Genomic DNA, 18,955 nt, shown 5'->3' with positions numbered 1-18,955 from the left:
CGAAAAGATGCCGGGGCTAGTTGCCTGCCCCCGGCCGTTTCAGGAGGTGATCAAGCCTGCTTGAAGCGCTGCCATTCGGCTTCGATCGCCTCGACATGCTTGGGCGCCGCATTCTGCCAGTAATGCGGCAGCGCCATCTTCTGCTCGACCTTGTCGATATTGAGCTTGATGGCGGCGAGGTCCGCCTCGCTCAAGCTCTTGGACTTGGCGAATTCGAGAGCGGCCTGCGGATTGGCCGTCGCATAGCCCTGCTGGATGGCCATTTGCGCGCCATAGTTGCCGCCGAGGAACCAGTCGAGCGCCTTGTAGGCGCGCGCCAATCGCTCGCCTTCCGCCTGCGACGGCAGATAGGCGCCGATCATCCACTTCGAATAACCTTCCTTCATCGAGGCGTAGCGCACATTCTTGCCGTCGCGCAGCAATTGCTTGATCACCGGCTCCCAGCATTCGGCGATGACGACCTCGCGGTTGCCGAGCAGATCGACCGACTCTTCATAGGAATGCCACAGCGCCCGGAACTGGCCGGCTTTCTTGCGCTCGATCAAGAAATCGGCGGTCATCTTGGCTTCTTCCGGCGTCATGTTGGAAGGATCGGTGATCGCCTTGCCTTTGCTCATCAGATAGAGCGCCGCATTGGGCAGAGTGGTGAGCCAGGTGTCTTCGAGCGCGATCTTGCCGAGGAGCTTCTCGTTCTCGAACACCATGCCCCAGGAGAAGGGCTCGCTCTCCTTGATGTCCTCGACGTGATAGCCGAAGGAATCGGCATTGAACACGATCGGCACGCCATATTGCGTGCCGTCGGGCCCTTGCAGCAGGGCGCTCGACTTCACCGAATCCGCAACCGCCCCCCAGAGCTTCATCGCATTGGGATCGATTTTCTGGAACTGGCCGCCGGTGCCGAGCCGGTCCTCGATGCCGCCATCGAAGATGAAGATGTCATAGGTGTCGCCGGCTTCATTGGCGACGACTTCCTGGACATACAGTCCGGGATCGCTGTTGACGCCGACGAAATCCATCTTGAGGCCGGTGTCGGCCTCGAAGGAGCTCCAGTCCGGGAGCGCCACCGTCGACACGCCCATGATCTTGACCGTGCCGCCATCGGCCAGCGCCGGCCGCGTGATCACATAAGGCATCGCCAGGGCTGCCGCACTTGCCTTGAGCAGCGTGCGGCGCGACAGCTTCGCATTATTGTTGGACTTCATCTGAGCATCTCCTCCTGTTTTCTGGTTGATCCGGCAGCCGTCCGTCAGGCCAAGGGAATGACGACGGTGTTGGCGTGTCGCCATTCGATCTTGAACTGATCGGGAAGCACGACATGGTCGTCCCACAATCTCAGGCGCACATCGCCCAACGGGCATGCAGCGACCACGTCGAGATATTTGCCCTTGTAGACTCGGGCTTTGAGCTTGGCCTCGAGCACATTTGTGTCGGATGCGCGCGGCGCGCGTTCCTTGGCGAGCTTCACCTTTTCCGACCGGAAAGCGATGGCGACCTGATCGCCTGCGCTGGGCGGCGTGGCGCCGGTCCACATGCCGCGCAGAGCCACGCCATTGGCCGTGGCCGATATGAGATTGCCGTCGACGCCCGTGACCGTGCCGGCAAGGATGTTCTCCATGCCCATGAATTCGGCGGCGAAGCGGTTGACCGGACGGTCGAACAGATCCTCGGGCCGGCCTTCCTGGACGATCTCGCCATGGCTCATCAGGAGGATGCGGTGGCTCATGGTCAGCGCCTCCTCCTGGCTGTGGGTCACATAGATGAAGGTCATGCCGAGCGCCTGATGCAGCGCCAGGAGCTCGATCTGCATCTCGAGGCGCAGCTTCTCGTCGAGCGCGCCCAAGGGCTCGTCGAGCAGCAGGATGGCGGGCTTCAGCACCAGGCTGCGGGCCAGCGCCACGCGCTGCTTCTGGCCGCCGCTCAACTCGCCGATGCGGCGGCCATACATGTCTTCGAGCTTGACGAGCTTCAGCATGTCTTCGGCCTGGCGGCGGCGCTCGTCGGGCGGCACCTTGCGGACATGCAAGCCATATTCGACATTCTGGCCGACGGTCAGATGCGGAAACAGGCCGTAATGCTGGAACACCGTCGATACATTGCGGTGATTGGCGGGCACATGCGCCATCTCCTGGCCTGAGAGCGTGAAGGCTGAGACCGAGGTCGGCATTTCGAGCCCGGCGATCATGCGCAGGAGCGTCGACTTTCCCGAGCCGCTCGAGCCGAGAAGAGTCAGGAACTCCCCGCGCCTGACCCTGAGCGACACGTCTTTCAGCGCGACCACCTGGCCATAGCGGTGATGCAGATTGTCGATCTCGAGGATGAGATCGGCGGGCGCCGGGGCTTTGCCGGCAACCCCTGCTGTGGCGCTTTCGCTCATGATGTGACTGTCGGGGGAAATATGCGCTCTCTCCATTGGCCCCTTGCGATCCTGTCGATCCCCTGCTCATCCCCGAAGGGCTTGCGAAGCTCTTCTACGGCTTCCTCATAAAACAAATACCTGTTTCATTTTCTCTCCGCAATATATAAAATGGATCAAATAGTCCAAATCGGGCATTGCCCGTCATTTCCAGCCGAAAGCCGGCACGGGTATAGTTGCGCGAGTAGCCAGAGGAGCACCGGTGAGCACCACGACAGCCCAGACCATCGCTGCGCGGATCCAGCTTCATGAGGAGACCTTCACGCGCAAGGAGAAGCGGATCGCCCGGGTGCTGACCACGGGCTATCCGACGGCCGGCCTCGAAACCGTCGCCGAGCTTGGCCGCAAGGCCGAGGCGAGCGGCGCCACCATCCTGCGCTTCATCGGCAAGCTCGGCTTCGCGAGCTATCCGGAATTCCAGGAAGCTTTGCGCGACGAGCTGACGGCGACGCTCGAATCTCCCCTCGCCCGCTATCAGACGGCCGATGCGCGCATGCATGAAGGCGACACGCTGGCGCAATATGCCGGCTGGGCCGGGATGTTGCTGCGCCAGGCGGCGGAAATGATTCCCGTCGCCGAATTCGACGAGGTGACGAAGCTGCTCGCCAACGAGAAGGTTTCGGTGCATTTGATCGGCGGGCGCTTCAGCCGCTCGATTGCCGAGATATTCGCTTTTGGCCTGATGGGCGTCCGCCGGCATGTCCATCTGGTGCATGTCGAGGCTCGCCGGATGGTCACCGACCTCCTGGAGATCGAGAAGAAGGACATCGTCGTCGTCTTCGATTTCCGCCGTTATCAGGACAATGTGATCGAATTCGCAAGACTCGCCCATGAAGCGGGCGCGACCTTGGTCGTCTTCACCGACAAATGGCAGTCGCCCGCGGCCAAGCTCGCCCATCATGTCTTCGCGCTGCCGGTCGCAGGTCCCTCGGTCTATGATTCGGCCCTTGCCACCGTCATGTGCGTCGAGGCCCTGATTTCGCGCCTGGCTGAACGGCTCGGCGCCAGCGCCGAGCGCCGCGTCGCGCGCATCGAGGAGCTGCACGGACGCCTGGCGGAATGACGCTCACTCCCGAAGGGCTTGAGCACACACCGACGCTCGACACGATCATCGAAGGGATCACCTGCCGCATCGCCGAGCGATCGGATCGCGGACGCCCCGCCGATTATATCCCTGAGCTCGCTCGCGCCGATCTCTCCCGCTTCGGCATCGCGGTCGCGACAGCCGACGGCCGGCTGGTCACGGGCGGCGATCGCGACATGGGCTTCTCTCTGCAAAGCATTTCCAAGGTCTTCACCTTGACTCTCGCTCTGGGCCAGGTGGGCGATGCGCTGTGGCGGCGGGTCGGGCGCGAGCCCTCCGGCAATCCCTTCAATTCCATCGTGCAGCTCGAATATGAGCAGGGCCGGCCGCGTAATCCCTTCATCAATGCCGGAGCGATCGCCGTCACCGATGCGATACTCTCCGGTCACCAGCCGCGCGAGGCGCTCGGCGCCATCTTGCGCTTCATCCGCTTCGTCAGCGACGACGACGGCATCACCATCAATGAGGACGTCGCCCGCTCGGAGAAGGAAAACGGCTTCCGCAACATCGCGCTCGCCAATTACATGCGCTCCTTCGGCATTCTCGAGAATCCGGTGGATTATGTCCTCGGCGTCTATTTTCACCATTGCGCCATCGAGATGAATTGCCGGCAACTTGCGATGGCGGGGCGCTATCTCGCTTTCGGTGGGCGGCACACGCCGGGTGGCGCGCGCGTCGTCTCGGCCGAGCGGGCGCGGCGCATCAACGCCCTGATGCTGACTTGCGGCCATTATGATGGCTCCGGCGATTTCGCCTTCCATGTCGGCCTCCCGGGCAAGAGCGGCGTGGGCGGTGGAATCCTCGCCATCGTTCCCGGCAAGGCATCGATCGCCGTATGGTCGCCCGGTCTCGATGCCAATGGCAATTCCTGGCTGGGCGCTGCGGCGCTCGAGCAATTGGCGAAGGAAATGCGCTGGTCGGTCTTTGGCGATTAACCGATCTCCGTAAGAAGTTCTTCCGTCGTCCGGATGCGGCAGTAGCCCTTGAAGGCGGCAAGCGCATTCTGGTGCCGCTCGGCGGTTTCCGTGGCGCAGGCATCGGCGATGCAGGTCATGTAGAAGCCGCGATCGGCCCCGTCCCTGACGGTGTGATCGACGCATTGATCGGTCAGGAAACCCGTCACCAGCACCGTGTCGATGCCGATATTGCGCAGCACATAGTCGAAGACCGTCGAATTGAACAGGCTCGAGGAGGTCTTCGGCAGGACAATCTCGTTCGGCTCGGGCGCGATCGCGGCCGGGATCTGCGCTTCCCACGATCCTTTGGGGAAATTGAAGCCGGAGAGCTTGTAGTCGAGGCTGCGATCGCGCCCATCGAGCGTCAGGCTTTCGATCACCGTGAAGATGACATCGATGCCGGCCTTGCGGCTCGCCCGGATGAGCTTACGGATATTGGGCAGCGTCTCGCGCGTCACGAGATCGTAAAAATAAGGACGCTTCTCGCGTTCCTTGTCGCTATAGGTGGCGTTCTGGACGTCGATCACCAGAAGAGCGGTCGATTTGGCAGAGATGGGCCTCGTCCGCGTGAGCGTGTGGGCGTCCATGGCATCAGCCGTTGAGCGTGGTTTCGGCATCGCGGAAGGCTGCTTCGAGCATCGCGGCCAGTTTGCGCTGGCCAGAGCAGCTCGCGATCAGGTCCTGGCAGATTTCGATCTCGATATAGGGTACCTGCCCCGCCGCGCCATGCACCGGCACCGTGTAGTCGCCCTGGAAATCGATCACATAAGGAACATTCCGCCCGACCCGGAATTCGCCAAAGCTTTGCAATCGCTGCAGCATGCGGTCGGCGATGGCGCTCGTTCCGCCATGGATCACGCCGATATCGCAATCGCGCGTCTGTCCGCCGAAGACGCGGGTGAAGCTGTGCATCGCGCAGAGGATCGGCGGGCGCCCGAGAGCTATGGTCCTTTGCTGGATCATCCGCGCCACCGCCTCGTGATAGGGCGTGAAGATCTCGGCGATACGCTGCTTGCGCTCAGCCTCGTTGATATCGACATTGCCGGGAACCTTGCGGCCGTCGCTCTCGATGGGCATCGATGTCGCGATGCCGGGCTTGCGGTTGCAGTCGATCACCAGGCGCGAGTAGCTCTGGCCCAGCAAGGGCGCATCGAGCCGGTGCGCCAGCCAATGGCAGGTGCTGAAGATGCCGATATCGACGGCGATGTGGTCCTCGAGATCGGCGGGCCCGACGCCCAGCGTTCCGAGCTTGGCCGGAATCGCATTGCCGGCATGATCGCACAGGAGCAGGAACGGTGATTGCCCGTTTTCGTGGGCGATCATCACCGGTTCTGGGTCGCCCTCTTGCAGGAGCTCAGTAGACTTCAACATAACGCTTGATCTGCTCGTTGAGATCGAGGTCCTTCACAAGCTTCAACTCGCTGCGCTTGTGGGTGAGATAGGCATTGACGAAATCGGCACCCATCCAGTCCGCGATGCGCTTGTCGGCGGCGAATTCATCGAGCGCCGCGCCGAGGCTTGCGGGCAAGCGGCTGAGACCGCGCTTGCGGCGCTCCTCTTCCGGCAATTGGCCTGGATCGCCTTCCGTTGCCGCGGGCAATGGCAGTCGGTCGCGAATGCCCTGCAGTCCGGCCCATACCAGGGCGCCGAGCGTCAGATAGGGATTGGCGGCGGCATCGGCGGCGCGATATTCGAGATTGAAGCTCTTCCTGGCATCGGTGCCCGGCAGCTTGGACAAGGGACAGATGCGCACGCCCGCTTCGCGGTCCTTGTCGGCAAGATTGTTGTAGCTGGCGCTCCAGCGGTTCGGCTGCAAGCGCTCATAGGAGACGGCCGAAGGCGCCGTCAGCGCCACCAGCGCCGGCATGGCCGAGAGGATCCCGGCGGTGAAATGCGCCGCCGCCTCGCCGATCCGATGGGGCCGTTCGGGGTCGAAGGTTTGCGGCTTGCCGTTCTTGTCCTCGAGACTGAAATGCACATGCACGCCATTGCCGACGGCGCCCGCTCCCATCACCGGCGAGAAGGTCGCCTTCTGGCCCAATGCGCGGGCGACGCTGCGCGTGATCTCGCGCAAGCGCACGGCATCGTCGGCGGATTTGAGTCCAAGCGCCGGCCGGCACGTGACTTCGAATTGCTGCGGCCCATATTCCGGCAGCACCATCTCGGGATCGATGCCGTTCTCATCCAGCGCCTGCATCAGACGCTGGGCGAAAGCGCCCTGCAGGCGCATCGCATCGAGCGAATAGGCATCGCCGAGGCGCGGTGTGGCACCGGTATAGTGGAATTCATGCTCGAAAGCGGAGTTGAGCCTGAGGCCCGTTTCCGCTTCGAGCGCATCGAGCCCCTTCTTGAGCCAGCTGCGCGGGCAGCAGGACCAGGGCTCGCCATCGAGATCAAGGAGGCTCGCCAACAGGAAACGTTCGCGCGGCCGGTCGGGACCGTGCTCGACGGTCACCTCGGTCTCCGGCGCCGGCATCATGATGAGCTCGCCGCGCGGTCCCCAGGGCGTGTCGACGATCTGCCCGAAAGTGGTGATCATCAGATTGCTCGGCGCGAGGCCCACCCCGCTGCGCAAGCGGCTCTTGAGATCCTTGCCGCGAAAGCCCTTGCCCTTCACCTGCCCGGCATAGTCGCAGATGCAGACCATCACGATATCGTCTGGTTTCTTCATCGCTATCGCGTTTCCCCTTTCGATGACGAGCCCTTATCAGAATGGAATGATAATTCCAATACACAAAAAACATATATCATATGGAATAAAAAATTCATTCCTGATCCGAGCCTCAGGATTTTTCCTCAGCGCGAGAGAAAATCTAAGTTGTCATAGGCAGGAGCCAATATCGATATCCAGGAAACCAGCCCCGTCCCGCCCCAAGAGGTCCCTCGTGTCCCCATCCCGCCAGCTCCGTCTCGGCGCCTTCATGCGCCCAGTCAGCATCCATACCAGCGCCTGGCGCTATCCCGGCGCCTTTCCCGATGCCAATTTCAATTTCGCGCATCTGAAACGCTTCATCCAGACGCTCGAGCGCGGCAAGTTCGATGCCTTCTTCATGGCCGATCATTTAGCGGTCATGAACATGCCGATGCCGGCCTTGAAGCGCAGCGCCACGGTGACTTCCTTCGATCCCTTGACCCTGCTGCCGGCGCTGGCGGCGGTGACCGAGCATATCGGCCTCATCGCCACCGCCTCGACCACCTATAACGAGCCCTATCATGTGGCGCGCAAATTCGCGTCCCTCGATCATCTGAGCGGCGGGCGCGCCGGCTGGAACCTGGTGACCTCCGCCAATCCGGACGAGGCGCTGAACTTCAGCCGCGATGAGCATGTCGAGCACGGCGCCCGCTACAAGAGAGCGCGCGAATTCTACGACGTGGTCACCGGCCTCTGGGACAGCTGGGCCGATGACGCCTTCACCCGCGATGTCGAAAGCGGCATCTATTTCACCCCTGAGAAGCTGCATGTGCTCGACCACAGGGGCGAGCATTTCAAGGTGCGAGGTCCGCTCAATATCGCGCGGCCCGTTCAGGGCTGGCCGGTCATCGTCCAGGCCGGCGCCTCGGAAGCGGGCCGGCAGATCGCCGCCGAAACCGCCGAGGCGGTCTTCACCGCGGTCAACACTCTTGCCGACGGGCAGCGCTTCTATGCCGATGTGAAGGGCCGCATGCGCGCTTTGGGCCGCGACCCCGATCACCTGAAAATCCTGCCCGGCGCCTTTGTCATTGTCGCCGACACGGTTGCCGAGGCCAGGGCGAAGAAGAAGCATCTCGACAGCCTGGTCCATCCCGACAGCGGCATCGCCTCGCTCTCGGTCAGGCTCGGCACCGATGTTTCAGGGCTGGATCTCGATGGCCCCTTGCCCGAGATCCCGGAATCGAATGCCAGCAAGAGCGGCCGCGACCGGCTCGTAGCGCTCGCCAAGGCGGAGAACATGACGGTCCGCCAGCTCGCCCAATATGTCGGCGGCGCCTTCGGCACGCTCGAGATGATCGGCACGCCTCAGACGATCGCCGATCAGATGGAGGAATGGCTTCTGACCGAGGCTTCCGACGGCTTCAACGTCATGTTCCCTTATCTGCCGGAAGGCCTCGATGATTTCGTGACCCGCGTCGTGCCGGAGCTGCAGCGGCGCCAAATCTTCCGGACGGAATATGAGGGCCGGACCTTGCGCGAGAATCTGGGCCTGCCCCGGCCGAAGAACCGATATTTCGAGAAGGATTAATCCTCACTTTGGAAGGACGACTGATCTGTCGCAATTGCCGACGTTCCGGCTGACGCAAATCTGATCGACCAGAATATCGGCGCTCGTCCTCACCTTGTCTCTGTAATGTCCGAACTTGAACTTGATCCGGTTGGGAAATTCGACCTTTTCCTGATAAGCGTGCTCGGCCCTGACGATGAAACGGCCATTCGCGTAGATCTCGAAGACGGACTCCCGCACCCCGCCGGCCTTCACCAGATAAGTCATGCGGACCCATTGCTTTGAAGGATCGGGCAGGCTGCTCAAATCATCTTGGGCGTAGGCGGTGAGCTTTAGATTTTGCGGTACGCACGGATCCGCCGGTTCATTCATCTTGTTGTTCAGGCACTCGAGCGGTGCGATGGGGATGAGCGTGGCGTTTCGCTTGCCCGCGATCTTGCTCGGATCGCCGGGGCTTTTGGCGATCATGCACCGGCAGAAGCCGTCCTCGACGGTGACGTGCAGCACGCCATTGTCGAAGCGCTGGGCGAGGAACGGACTGTCATTCGGACCGAGCTTCTCATATTTCCACTGGGCGTTGACCCACCGTTTCGAGCCGACAGTGGGCAACGCGTTCCCTTCCGCGCCGACGATCTTGAAGTTGATGCTGTACCAGTTGCTCTCATTGTCCTTGTGCCAGTCATTGCGGTCCTTGAAGCGCAACTCGTTTCGCTGAATGCTGCCACCATTGGCATCGACCGCCCTGCCCACGGCGAAGGGGTCGATGAGGCTAGGTCCGAGCCTCTCCATCGCGAAGGCTGGATCGCCGCAGCTGAGATCGGTCGAGCTTGGATTGATGCGATTGCGCAGGAAGCTATCGGGAGCCTCTGGAGCATGATCGAATTCCAGCTTCTTTGGGTCTGCCTGGCAAAAGTCCCAAATGGCCCTCGAAGCGGCTTCGCTGTCGAAATCGTCTTTCCGTTCAGTGCCCGCGGCCGGCAAGGACGCAGCCACAATGAGGAGGCTGAAGCCGAGGAGACGAAAGAGAGCGCCCATGACCGTCCACCAGAAGTCCGCAAAGGTGCCTTCGCGGCCAGGCAACTTTGCGTAGCTTTTCTGGTTTTAGCAACTGCGTCCCCTTCAGGCGCCTTCAGCGGGCGACATAGAGCTCATCGAGGATGCCGCCCGAGCCGAAATGTTCCTTCGTCAATTTGGGCCAGCCGCCGAACACGTCCTCTACGGTGTAGAGCTTCACCTCCGGGAATTCGGCCTTGTGACGCTCGACCACGCTCGGCTCATGCACGCGGTTGCCGAACTGGACGATGATCTCCTGGGCTTCCGGCGTGTAGAGGAAATTGAGATAGGCCTCGGCAATGGCACGCGAGCCACGCTCATCGGCAATCTTGTCGACGACGCTCACCGGGAATTCGGCGATGACGCTGGTGGGCGGCGTCACGGCCTCGAACTTGCCCTGGCCATATTCTTTGGCAATGACCCGCGTTTCGGCCTCGAAAGTGATCAGCACATCACCGATCTCGCGCTCGATGAAGGTGGTGGTTGAGCCGCGCCCGCCGGTATCGAAGACCGGCACATTGGCGAAGAGCTTCTTGATGAAGTCGCGAATCTTCGCCTCATCGCCGTTGAAGGCTTCCCGCGCATAGGCCCAGGCGGCGAGATAGGTGTAGCGGCCGTTCCCTGAGGTCTTGGGGTTGGGAAAGACCACTTTCACGTCTTCACGCACGAGATCGCCCCAGTCCTTGATGCCCTTGGGATTGCCTTCGCGCACCAGGAAGGACGCGAAGGAATAATAGGGGGAGGCGTTGTTGGGCAGCCGCTTCTGCCAGTCGGCCGCGACGAGGCCGCCCTTGTCATGCAGGATCTGGACATCAGTCACCTGGTTGAAGGTCACGACATCGGCTTCGAGTCCTTCGAGGACGGCGCGCGCCTGCTTGGAGGAGCCGGCATGCGACTGGTTGATTTCGAGATCCTTAGCCGTATCGGCCTTGTATTTGGCGATGAACGCCTTGTTGATCTCGACGAAAAGCTCGCGCGCAATGTCATAAGAGGCATTGAGGATGGAGCTCGGCTCTTCGGCCTTGGCCGGCGCGGCGAAGGTCATGGCGGCAATGGCCAGCGCCAGGAACAGCTTTTTCATAAATCCTCCAAGGGGATAGAGAAGGCGGGCAGGAGTTCTATTTAAAATCCCGATTGTTCTATAAAAAGAACGACATGGCTGTCAAGGCGAAGCGACAGATATTTCCTTAGGGCAAGTCTGAAAAAATGTATCTCGTGGGGGACTTTGTGTGTCCCGCCAAACACGATTCCGCCAATGACCGATCGCAGTTTTGTTTCTTGCCTGGTGACTGGTCGCGCGCGAATACTATGAGCGGCAATAGCTTGGGGGCAGGCAAAATGAGCGTTTCGGAAAATCCGACACTGGCAAGTCTCGGGGCAAAGCTTGTCGATGCGAAGCAGGCTCTGGCGGCGATAAAACCGGGAAACCGCATCTATCTCGGTACCGGCTGTGCGGCGCCGCGCGGGCTGATCGCGGCACTCGAAACGATGGAGGGCGCCCCGGCAGATCTCGAATATGTGAGTTTCCTGACGACACTCGCCTCATCCGACAAGCCGGCCGAGCCCATAAGCCGATATCGTCATCGTTCCTTCTTTGTCGGCAGCGACATCCGCGATCTCGCAAGTACGGGCCGCCTCGAATATGTCCCGATCGCCCTCGAGGACGTGCCGGTTCTCCTCGCCAATGGCAGGCTCCCCATCGATGTCGCTTTGCTGCAGGTCTCAGTCCCCGATGGGCGTGGCTTCGTCAGTCTCGGCGTGTCGGTCGACCTGGCGCCGGCGGTCCTGAAGGTCGCCCGCCATGTCATCGCCGAGATCAACCCGGCGATGCCGCGCACTCATGGCGCGAGCTTCGTCCATATCGACCGGTTCGACGCCTTTGTGAATGTCGAGACACCGATCACTGAATATCGTCATCCGCCGGCGGGCGACACGGCGGACCGGATCGCGCGCTATATCGCCGCCATCATCGAAGACGGATCGACATTGCAGATCGGCCTCGGCCGCGTTCCCAACGACGCCCTGCAATACATCAAGGATCGCCGCGATCTCGGCATCCACAGCGATGTCATTACCGACGGCGTCATGAGCCTCGTCGAATCAGGCGTCGTGACCGGACGCCGCAAGACACCGCACCGCGACCGGATCGTCGCCAGCTACTGCCTGGGGACACGGCAGCTCTATGATTTCGTGCATGACAATCCGCTCTTCGATTTCCGGCCCATCGAGGAAGTGTGCGATGCCCGCGCCGTGGCGGCCAACTATCGCATGGTCTCGATCACCCAGGCCTTTGCCATGGATTTGACCGGCCAGGTTTGCATCGATCAATTCGAGGGCCAGTTCTATGGTGGGCTCTCGACTCAGCATGCCTTCATGCGCGGGGCCGCCCAATCGGAAGGCGGCAAGCCCATCGTCTGCCTCGCCTCGAGGACCGAGGCCGGCGCCTCGCGGATCAAGCCCTTGCTCGAGGCCGGAGACGGCGTCGGCATCGGGCGCTTCAACGTGCATTATGTCGTCACCGAATATGGCATCGCCTACTTGTTCGGGAAATCCATTCGCGAACGGGCGCTGGCCATGATCGAGATAGCGCATCCCGATCATCGCGATGCTCTGATCGAAGCCGCCAGGAAGCTGGGCTATGTGCCGCGCGAGCAGTATCTCGGCTCTCAAGGCGCTTATCCCGTCCAGGAGGAACGGCGCCTGACGCTCCTCAATGGCGCCGAGGTCCTGATCCGTCCGGCGCATGCCGCCGATGCCGATGCGCTCCGAGCCCTCTTCCATCGCCTGTCACCCGACGATGTCTATACGCGTTTCTTCCGCAAGGTGCGCTCGCTCGCCTATCAGGACCTGCAGACGCTGTGCAATGTGAACCACGAGACGCAAGTGGCCTTCCTCGCGGTGACTGGCCCCCGCGAGCACGAGGTGGTGGTGGCGAGCGGCTGCTATTTCCTCAACCCGACCACCAACCTGGCCGAGGTCGCCTATATGGTGGCGCCCGAATGGCAAGGCCAGGGGCTTGGCAGCGCGCTGCAGGCGCGGTTGCAGGAATACGCCATGGCGCGCGGCGTCAAGGGCTTCATCGCCGAGATTCTGGCGAGCAACGAGCGCATGGTGCGCCTTGCCGCGAGTGCGACTGGTGTCGCCACTACAACGCGCGAGGACGACACGCTGCAGGTGACGACCCTCTTCTCGGATCGTCCGGCCGCAAAGCCCGCCGGCGAAGCAAAGCCCGCAAAGTCCGGCAATGGCGCCAAGGAGAAGCCGGCAAAAACGGCGCCCAAGCGCAAAAGCCGGCGATCCTCAGCAAAGTGAAAATCCTGCACCGGGGCTGGCGCTTCACTTGCCGCCGGGTTAGATGACCGCATGACCATCAGCCTGACGATCCGCAAGAAGATCATGGCCATCGCCGTGGGACTGATCGTCCTTATGGTGATTACCGCGATCCTGTCGCTGGTCTGGGTCATGCAGGTGGAGCATCGGATCCAGGATCTCGCCAACAGCTATATCCCAACCTATGGGCATCTGGCCCGGACGAATATCCGCTCGCTCGAGCGGGCATTGGCGCTGCGCCGCATGGTGATCGAGAAGATGCAATCGCCGGCGGGGAGCGAGAAGTTCGCGGAGATCCGCCAGCTGTTCGAAAGCAAGGACCGCGAGGTCGAGAAAGAGGCGCAAGCGGCGCGTGACCTGATCAACGGCCTGATCGAGAGACGCAAGGCCTCTGCCGAAGATGCCATCGCGCTGGTCCGGCTCGAGGACCGCATCGGCACCGCGATGGCGGACACGCGACGCCTGTTGAACAGCGAGATCGAGCATCTGTTCTCGGCACTCGATACCGGCAACGCCCCGGCGATATCCGACAGTCTCGGCCGGGTCGATGCCCTGCGCGACGACCTCATCCAGAAGCTCGATTCGATCCGCGCCGACATGCTGGCCCTGCTTCAGGCGGATGCGGCGGCGACCGTTGCGAAACAGCGCCAGGCCTTGGTGATCGCCGCGATCCTGACCGCCCTTGCCGCCCTGCTCGGTCTGGTGTTCGCGCTACTGGTCAGCGGCGGCATAACGCGCCCCGTTCTTCGCCTGCTCGAAGGAACACGCGCGGTCGAGGCCGGCAATCTCGACCAGACGCTCGCCGTCACGTCGCACGATGAGATCGGCCATTTGACCACGGCCTTCAACCGGATGGTCGAGCAATTGCGTCTCAAGGAACATATCCGCCGCACCTTCGGCAAATATGTCGATCCCCGCGTGGTCGAGGGACTGATCGATCACCCGGATCTCGCCGCCGAGGGAAAGCACCGGGTCATGACCGTGATGTTCTGCGATGTCAAAGGTTTCACCGGCATCAGCAAGGAGACGACGCCCGAGGGGCTGATCAAGGTCATGAACCTCTACTTCTCGGCGATGTCCGCGCCGGTCCGCGCGCAGGGCGGCATCATCGACAAATATATCGGCGATGCGATCATGGCCTATTGGGGTCCACCCTTCACCGAGCCTGGCGACCAGGCGCGCCAAGCGAGCCTTGCCGCCCTCGCCATGCTGGAGCGCGTGGCTTCCCTGCGGCTCGAGATCGCCGAGCTCCTCGGCATGCGCTCGCTCCCGATACAATTCGACATCCGCATCGGCATCGCCACGGGCGAGGCGCTGGTCGGCAGCATCGGTTCGGAGCTGATGATGAGCTATACCGTCCTCGGCGAGACGGTGAACCTGGCATCGCGGCTCGAAGGCGCCGGCAAGCTCTATGGCAGCCACATCCTCGTATCCGCCGACACGGTGGCGGGTGCCGCGGGGACCATCGAGACGCGCGAGATCGATCGTGTGGTCGTGCTGGGCGAGACCCGGCCGCAAGCCATGTTCGAAATCATGGGGCGCCCAGGCGAGCTCACAGGCCCCCAGATCGAGCTCAGGGCCCGGTTCGCCGAAGGCCTCGCGGCCTATCGGGCACGGCGCTGGGACGAGGCCCGCAGCGCCTTTGCCGCTGGCCTCGAAGCCGTTCCCAATGACGGGCCGTCACTGGCCTTCATCAAGCGCATCGACGGCTTCAGGACGGCACCGCCTCCTGAGAGCTGGGACCGGACCTGGCATCTGGATCATAAATAGGTTTCGACCAACGTTCCGGCGCGGTGCTCCCGCCGGCCCGGAAGGCGCAAAATCATTGATTTCAGAAGGCAGTTTTCCTAATCTTTCCAGTGAGAAGGGATAGGGTCGAACCATGCGAGCGAGAGGCCTGAGGCCGTTTCGGGGACCGAGAATGTGTGGCGCCACCCGTCCCTGCCGGGCCGTTTCGTGCTAGCGAAGACCTCTTCCTTTCCTGTCTCGACCGAACCCGCTCTGGACTTGCCGCGGCTCATGGCCGAATTGGCCGGCATGGCGGAAGCCATCGGCGCGCGCGACTTCTACGGCGTGGTCCTCTCCGCACTCGGCCGGCTTCTCGACTGCGAGCGCCAGATCGCCGTGCGCTATGCGCAATTCGCCAAACCGCAGTTTCTGGCCAACAATTCTCTGAGCGCCGAGGCCGAAGAGGTCTATATGCGCGAGCTCTATCGCATCGACCCGCTGCTGCGCCTGGTGCGCACCCAGGTTCGCGACCGCGTAATGACGGCGCTCGAGATGCATGGCGAGGAGACCGACAACCTTTATTTCAAGAACCTGTACCAGTCCGCCCGCATCTATGACGAGATCGTCGTCCTCTTGCCGGCGGTCGGCGGCGTCTGGGTGGCGCTCTGCCTCGATTTGCATGACCGGCCGTTCAAGCCGGCCGAGGTCGATTTCATCCGCCACATCTATCCGCTCATCGAGAACCTGCATGGGCTGCATATATCGAGCTGCCTGTCAGGCCATCGCGGCGGCTATCTCAATGACAGCCAGCTCGCCGTCATGGTCGTCGACGCCCAGGGCCTTCCCTGCTTTCGCAATGGAATATGGAGCGGCAAGGTGAGTGCCGGCGAGGAGGACATCATCTGCAGCGTGTCGCAAGGCTCGCGCGAGGGCGTCCATTCGCTCGATGAGCTCGATGTTGTGCATTGGGAGACGCTGGAAGCCGGCAACGCCGTGGCGCCCGGCGGCCGGATATTCATCATCGAGCGCCGCTCGCCCGGCTATCTTGCCGTCGACAGCCTGTTCAACCAGGTGACGACCGACTACCGGCTGACGCCGCGCGAATGCCAGATCCTCAGGCACGGCTTGCGTGGGCTTTCGACGGCCGCCATTGCCAAGCACCTCGATATCGGTGCCGGCACGGTGCGGAACCACAAGCATCGGCTCTACAGCAAGCTCGACGTCACCTCGGAACGCGAGGTCGCATCGCTGATCTTCGACCGGATTTTCACGGATTCGGCCCGCCGCAACTGATACTTGCGGGTGATTCAAGCGCTGAACATCAAGCCGCCCGCCAATGGTGTCTGTTGTTACCATTGTCAGTATTTGAGGCCGGTGATTAACTGCCTTCCCAAGCTGGTAACCGGCCGTCAGAGCCGGGAATCCAAGCGCCATAAGGGAAGGAATGCCTCAATGAGCCTCACATCAGTGCTGCGCACCGCAGCTCGCGGATTGGCCGTTTTTGCGCTCGCGGCCATCGTCGGTTCAACGTCCCTGGCCGCCCGTGCCGACACCATCAAGATCGGCGCGCCCATACCGCAAACCGGCCCCTTCGCCAGCGACGGCGGCGTCATGGAGAAAGCCATCAAGCTCGCCGTGGAGGACCTGAACAAGGCGGGCGGCGTCCTCGGCCAGCAGGTCGAGGTCACCTTCTTCGATATCGGCGACCTGTCGCCCGACAAGCTGCAGGCCGCCGCCGCCAACCTGATCGACCGCGGCAAGGCGGATTTCATCGTCACCGGCTATGGCGGCTTCGGCCCGGACATCCCGGCCTTCTGCCCGCAAGGCGTGCCCTTCATGCACAATGACGCCTTCACCAGCGTCGTCGACATGATGAACAGCATGGGCTGCACCGCTATCTTCAATGCCTCGGATGTCGAGTCCGCCTATGGCAAGGTGATGTTCGACCAGATCATGGCGCTCGGCCATCAATTCCCGAACAAGAAGCTCGCCATCGTCCACGGCCCCTATGAATGGGAGTCGGGCCTCACCAAGGCCATGGCCGATGCCGCCGTCGCGCAAGGCTGGGAAGTCGTCGTGAACGAAGAGGTGCCTTATGAGAGTGTGCAATGGCAGGGCATCCTGAGCAAGATCCGCGATGCTAGTCCCTCGCTCGTCCATATCGAGGTGCTCGACGCCGGGCTGACCTATACGTTCCTCCAGCAATATTTCGACAGCCCGGTCAAGGGCGCCCTGGTGAATGCGGGCTACGCCGCGAGCGTTCCGGCCTTCGGCGACGTCATCGTCCAGGGCAAGGTCGAAGGCGTGCTGGGCATGACGCTGTCGGCGCAATTGCCGGGGCCTGAGGGCGATGCCTTCGTCAAGAGATGGCAGGCCGCCTATAATGAGACGCCGCCCTGGAGCCTCGCCGCCCAGCTCTATGATGAAGTCAATATGTGGGCGGCGGCGGTCGCCAAGGCCGGCAGCGCCTCGGACCATCCCGCCGTCGTCAAGGCGCTCAAGGAGATGAGCTACAAGGGACTGACCGGCACGCTCAAATTCGACGATCGCTTCAAGATCCCGACCAGCGATGCCAGTCAGCCGGCCTTCCTCTTCCAGGTGCATGACAAGGGCCTGAAGACACTGATGATCGGGACCAAGAAGACCAGCGACTTCGCCTTGCCGGACTGGACGAAATAGGCCGGAGACGGCAACGGAGGAAATGGCGGCGAGACCAGGAACGCCATGCAGGCACATGCAATGCACTCAGGGGGCGCTGTCGCTCAACCGGCGGCGCCCATCATGTCGCTTCACCAGGTGAGCCGGCGCTTCGGCGCGCTGAAGGCGCTCGACGATCTGAGCTTCGACATCATGAGCGGCGAGATTTTGGGGATCGCCGGTCCTAACGGCGCGGGCAAGACCACGCTTCTCAATGTCTGTACCGGCGCGCTGACGCCATCGGCGGGCTCCATCACTTTCGAAGGCCGCGCCGTGGCGGGCCTGCCGGCGCACCGCTATTGCGGCCTCGGCATTGCGCGCACTTTCCAGATCCCGCAGATCTTCTCGTCCATGTCGGTTGCCGACAATGTCGCGACCGGCGCGCTGTTCGGCCCGGCACGCCATTCAGGCGCCGCCGCGGTCAAGGCCAAGGTGAGCGAAGTCCTGGCGATCACCGGCCTCGCGGGTGAGCGCGACCTGCCCGCGAGCCGCGCCGATCTCCTCACCCGCAAGCGCATCATGCTTGCCGCGGCACTCGCCACCGAGCCCAAGCTCATCTTCCTCGATGAGCCCCTGAGCGGCCTCAATGCCGAGGAAGTCGACATCTTCGTCGGCCTGTTCCACCGCCTCCATGCCTTGCTCGGCCTCACCCTGGTCGTGGTCGAGCACAAGGTGCGCGCGCTCGCCTCTCTCTCCGATCGCATCCTCATCCTCAATGCCGGATCCAGCCTATGCCTCGACCGGCCGGAGGCGGTGCTCCGCGATCAACGGGTGATCGACATCTATCTGGGAGCCCGGAATTTTGCTTAGCGTGCGGCACATCGACGTCTTCTATGACGATCTCCACATCCTGCACGGAGTCTCCCTCGAGGTCGGCAAGGGCGAGCTCGTCGGCGTCGTCGGCGCCAACGGCCATGGCAAGAGCACGCTGCTCAAGGCGGTCTGCGGCCTGGTGCCGGTCACGGCCGGCGACATCGTCTATGCGGGCGAAAGCATCAGGGGCAAGCCCGTATCCGATCTCGTCGCCCGCGGCCTCGTCTATGTGGCCGAGGACCGCCGGCTGTTCCCGGACATGACGGTCAGGGAAAACCTGCTGCTCGGCGCCTATCTCGACCGCGGCCGCCAATTGGAGCAGGACTCACTCAAGCGCGTCTTCGACCTCTATCCGAGGCTGGCGGAGCGGGAAGCACAGCTTGCCCGCACCTTGAGCGGCGGCGAGGCGCAGATGCTGGCCTTGGGCCGCGGCCTCATGTCGGCGCCTCTTCTGCTCGCCATCGATGAGCCGTCTCTCGGCCTCGCCCCCAAGCTCGTCGACACCATGCTGGAAACGATCGCCGCGCTGAAGCGCGCCGGCACCACGATCCTGCTCGTCGAGCAGAGCCTGGGCCTCATCGACGGCATCGTCGACCGGGTCTACCGGTTGGAGGAAGGGATCATCGTGGACGAAACGGTGTTCGCCTCGGCGGCAAAACCAGCCGCACATGTGAAAGGCTAG

Annotated in this window: 16 protein-coding genes; 9 read left to right on the top strand and 7 right to left on the bottom strand. The window is 62.5% G+C overall.

The genetic code is table 11. The features are described 5' to 3' along the window. Window positions 1-50: 50 nt before the first annotated feature. Together DS839_RS07110 and DS839_RS07105 are read right to left on the bottom strand one after the other, a co-directional pair. Window positions 51-1,202, bottom strand: coding sequence for an ABC transporter substrate-binding protein (locus tag DS839_RS07110; RefSeq protein WP_162918359.1), 1,152 nt, complete (start codon window positions 1,200-1,202; stop codon window positions 51-53). A gap of 44 nt (window positions 1,203-1,246) precedes the next feature. Continuing rightward, on the bottom strand, window positions 1,247-2,374 hold the full coding sequence (locus DS839_RS07105) for an ABC transporter ATP-binding protein (RefSeq protein ID WP_162918358.1): 1,128 nt from the start codon (window positions 2,372-2,374) through the stop codon (window positions 1,247-1,249). 241 nt (window positions 2,375-2,615) lie between these two features. Between DS839_RS07105 and DS839_RS07100 the strand changes: the two genes are divergently transcribed. After that, on the top strand, window positions 2,616-3,476 hold the full coding sequence (locus tag DS839_RS07100) for a MurR/RpiR family transcriptional regulator (RefSeq protein ID WP_119269603.1): 861 nt from the start codon (window positions 2,616-2,618) through the stop codon (window positions 3,474-3,476). Beyond that, complete coding sequence (locus DS839_RS07095) at window positions 3,473-4,432, top strand: glutaminase (RefSeq protein ID WP_119269602.1); 960 nt, start codon at window positions 3,473-3,475, stop codon at window positions 4,430-4,432. The genes DS839_RS07100 and DS839_RS07095 overlap by 4 nt, the downstream gene beginning before the upstream one ends. On the opposite strand, the gene DS839_RS07090 is transcribed toward DS839_RS07095, so the two are convergent. Genes DS839_RS07090 through DS839_RS07080 form a run of 3 tightly spaced genes read right to left on the bottom strand, consistent with a single transcriptional unit; the run spans window position 4,429 to window position 7,124 of the window. After that, window positions 4,429-5,040, bottom strand: coding sequence for a cysteine hydrolase family protein (locus tag DS839_RS07090; RefSeq protein ID WP_119269601.1), 612 nt, complete (start codon window positions 5,038-5,040; stop codon window positions 4,429-4,431). The genes DS839_RS07095 and DS839_RS07090 overlap by 4 nt on opposite strands. Before the next feature lie 4 nt (window positions 5,041-5,044). Then, complete coding sequence (locus tag DS839_RS07085; protein ID WP_162918357.1) at window positions 5,045-5,776, bottom strand: N-formylglutamate amidohydrolase; 732 nt, start codon at window positions 5,774-5,776, stop codon at window positions 5,045-5,047. Between the two features lie 31 nt (window positions 5,777-5,807). Continuing rightward, a complete protein-coding gene (locus DS839_RS07080) occupies window positions 5,808-7,124 on the bottom strand; it encodes a glutamine synthetase family protein (RefSeq protein ID WP_119269599.1) in 1,317 nt (438 codons plus the stop codon). 250 nt (window positions 7,125-7,374) lie between these two features. On the opposite strand from DS839_RS07080, the gene DS839_RS07075 reads away from it, so the two are divergent. Beyond that, entirely contained in the window at window positions 7,375-8,673 is a 1,299-nt protein-coding gene (locus DS839_RS07075) for an LLM class flavin-dependent oxidoreductase (protein WP_119269911.1), read from the top strand. Window positions 8,674-8,676: 3 nt separating this feature from the next. Here DS839_RS07075 and DS839_RS07070 read toward each other — a convergent pair whose 3' ends face one another. Together DS839_RS07070 and cysP are read right to left on the bottom strand one after the other, a co-directional pair. Continuing rightward, a complete protein-coding gene (locus tag DS839_RS07070; RefSeq protein ID WP_162918356.1) occupies window positions 8,677-9,687 on the bottom strand; it encodes a heparin lyase I family protein in 1,011 nt (336 codons plus the stop codon). Between the two features lie 94 nt (window positions 9,688-9,781). Continuing rightward, window positions 9,782-10,786 carry a thiosulfate ABC transporter substrate-binding protein CysP gene (gene cysP / locus DS839_RS07065; RefSeq protein ID WP_119269597.1) on the bottom strand — a complete coding sequence of 335 codons (1,005 nt, stop codon included), beginning with the start codon at window positions 10,784-10,786 and terminating at the stop codon, window positions 9,782-9,784. Between the two features lie 257 nt (window positions 10,787-11,043). Here cysP and DS839_RS07060 point away from each other — a divergent pair, with 257 nt between their 5' ends. The 6 genes from DS839_RS07060 to DS839_RS07035 all read left to right on the top strand — a co-directional run bounded on the left by DS839_RS07060 (window position 11,044) and on the right by DS839_RS07035 (window position 18,955). Continuing rightward, window positions 11,044-13,017, top strand: coding sequence for a GNAT family N-acetyltransferase (locus DS839_RS07060; protein ID WP_162918355.1), 1,974 nt, complete (start codon window positions 11,044-11,046; stop codon window positions 13,015-13,017). 51 nt (window positions 13,018-13,068) lie between these two features. Next, window positions 13,069-14,805, top strand: coding sequence for an adenylate/guanylate cyclase domain-containing protein (locus DS839_RS07055; RefSeq protein ID WP_119269595.1), 1,737 nt, complete (start codon window positions 13,069-13,071; stop codon window positions 14,803-14,805). A 249-nt stretch (window positions 14,806-15,054) separates the two neighbouring features. Continuing rightward, the gene (locus DS839_RS36885) at window positions 15,055-16,056 is read left to right on the top strand and encodes a helix-turn-helix transcriptional regulator (protein ID WP_119269594.1); all 1,002 of its coding nucleotides are present in this window, start codon (window positions 15,055-15,057) and stop codon (window positions 16,054-16,056) included. A gap of 159 nt (window positions 16,057-16,215) precedes the next feature. After that, window positions 16,216-17,442, top strand: a complete 1,227-nt coding sequence (locus DS839_RS07045; RefSeq protein ID WP_119269593.1) for an ABC transporter substrate-binding protein — start codon at window positions 16,216-16,218, stop codon at window positions 17,440-17,442. Between the two features lie 102 nt (window positions 17,443-17,544). Next, window positions 17,545-18,270 carry an ABC transporter ATP-binding protein gene (locus tag DS839_RS07040; protein ID WP_162918354.1) on the top strand — a complete coding sequence of 242 codons (726 nt, stop codon included), beginning with the start codon at window positions 17,545-17,547 and terminating at the stop codon, window positions 18,268-18,270. A 1-nt stretch (window position 18,271) separates the two neighbouring features. Continuing rightward, window positions 18,272-18,955: an ABC transporter ATP-binding protein gene (locus DS839_RS07035; RefSeq protein WP_368911296.1), complete on the top strand. Its 684-nt coding sequence runs from the start codon at window positions 18,272-18,274 to the stop codon at window positions 18,953-18,955.

Source organism: Taklimakanibacter deserti, from assembly GCA_003574785.1.
This window is presented reverse-complemented; position numbering and strand designations above follow the sequence as displayed.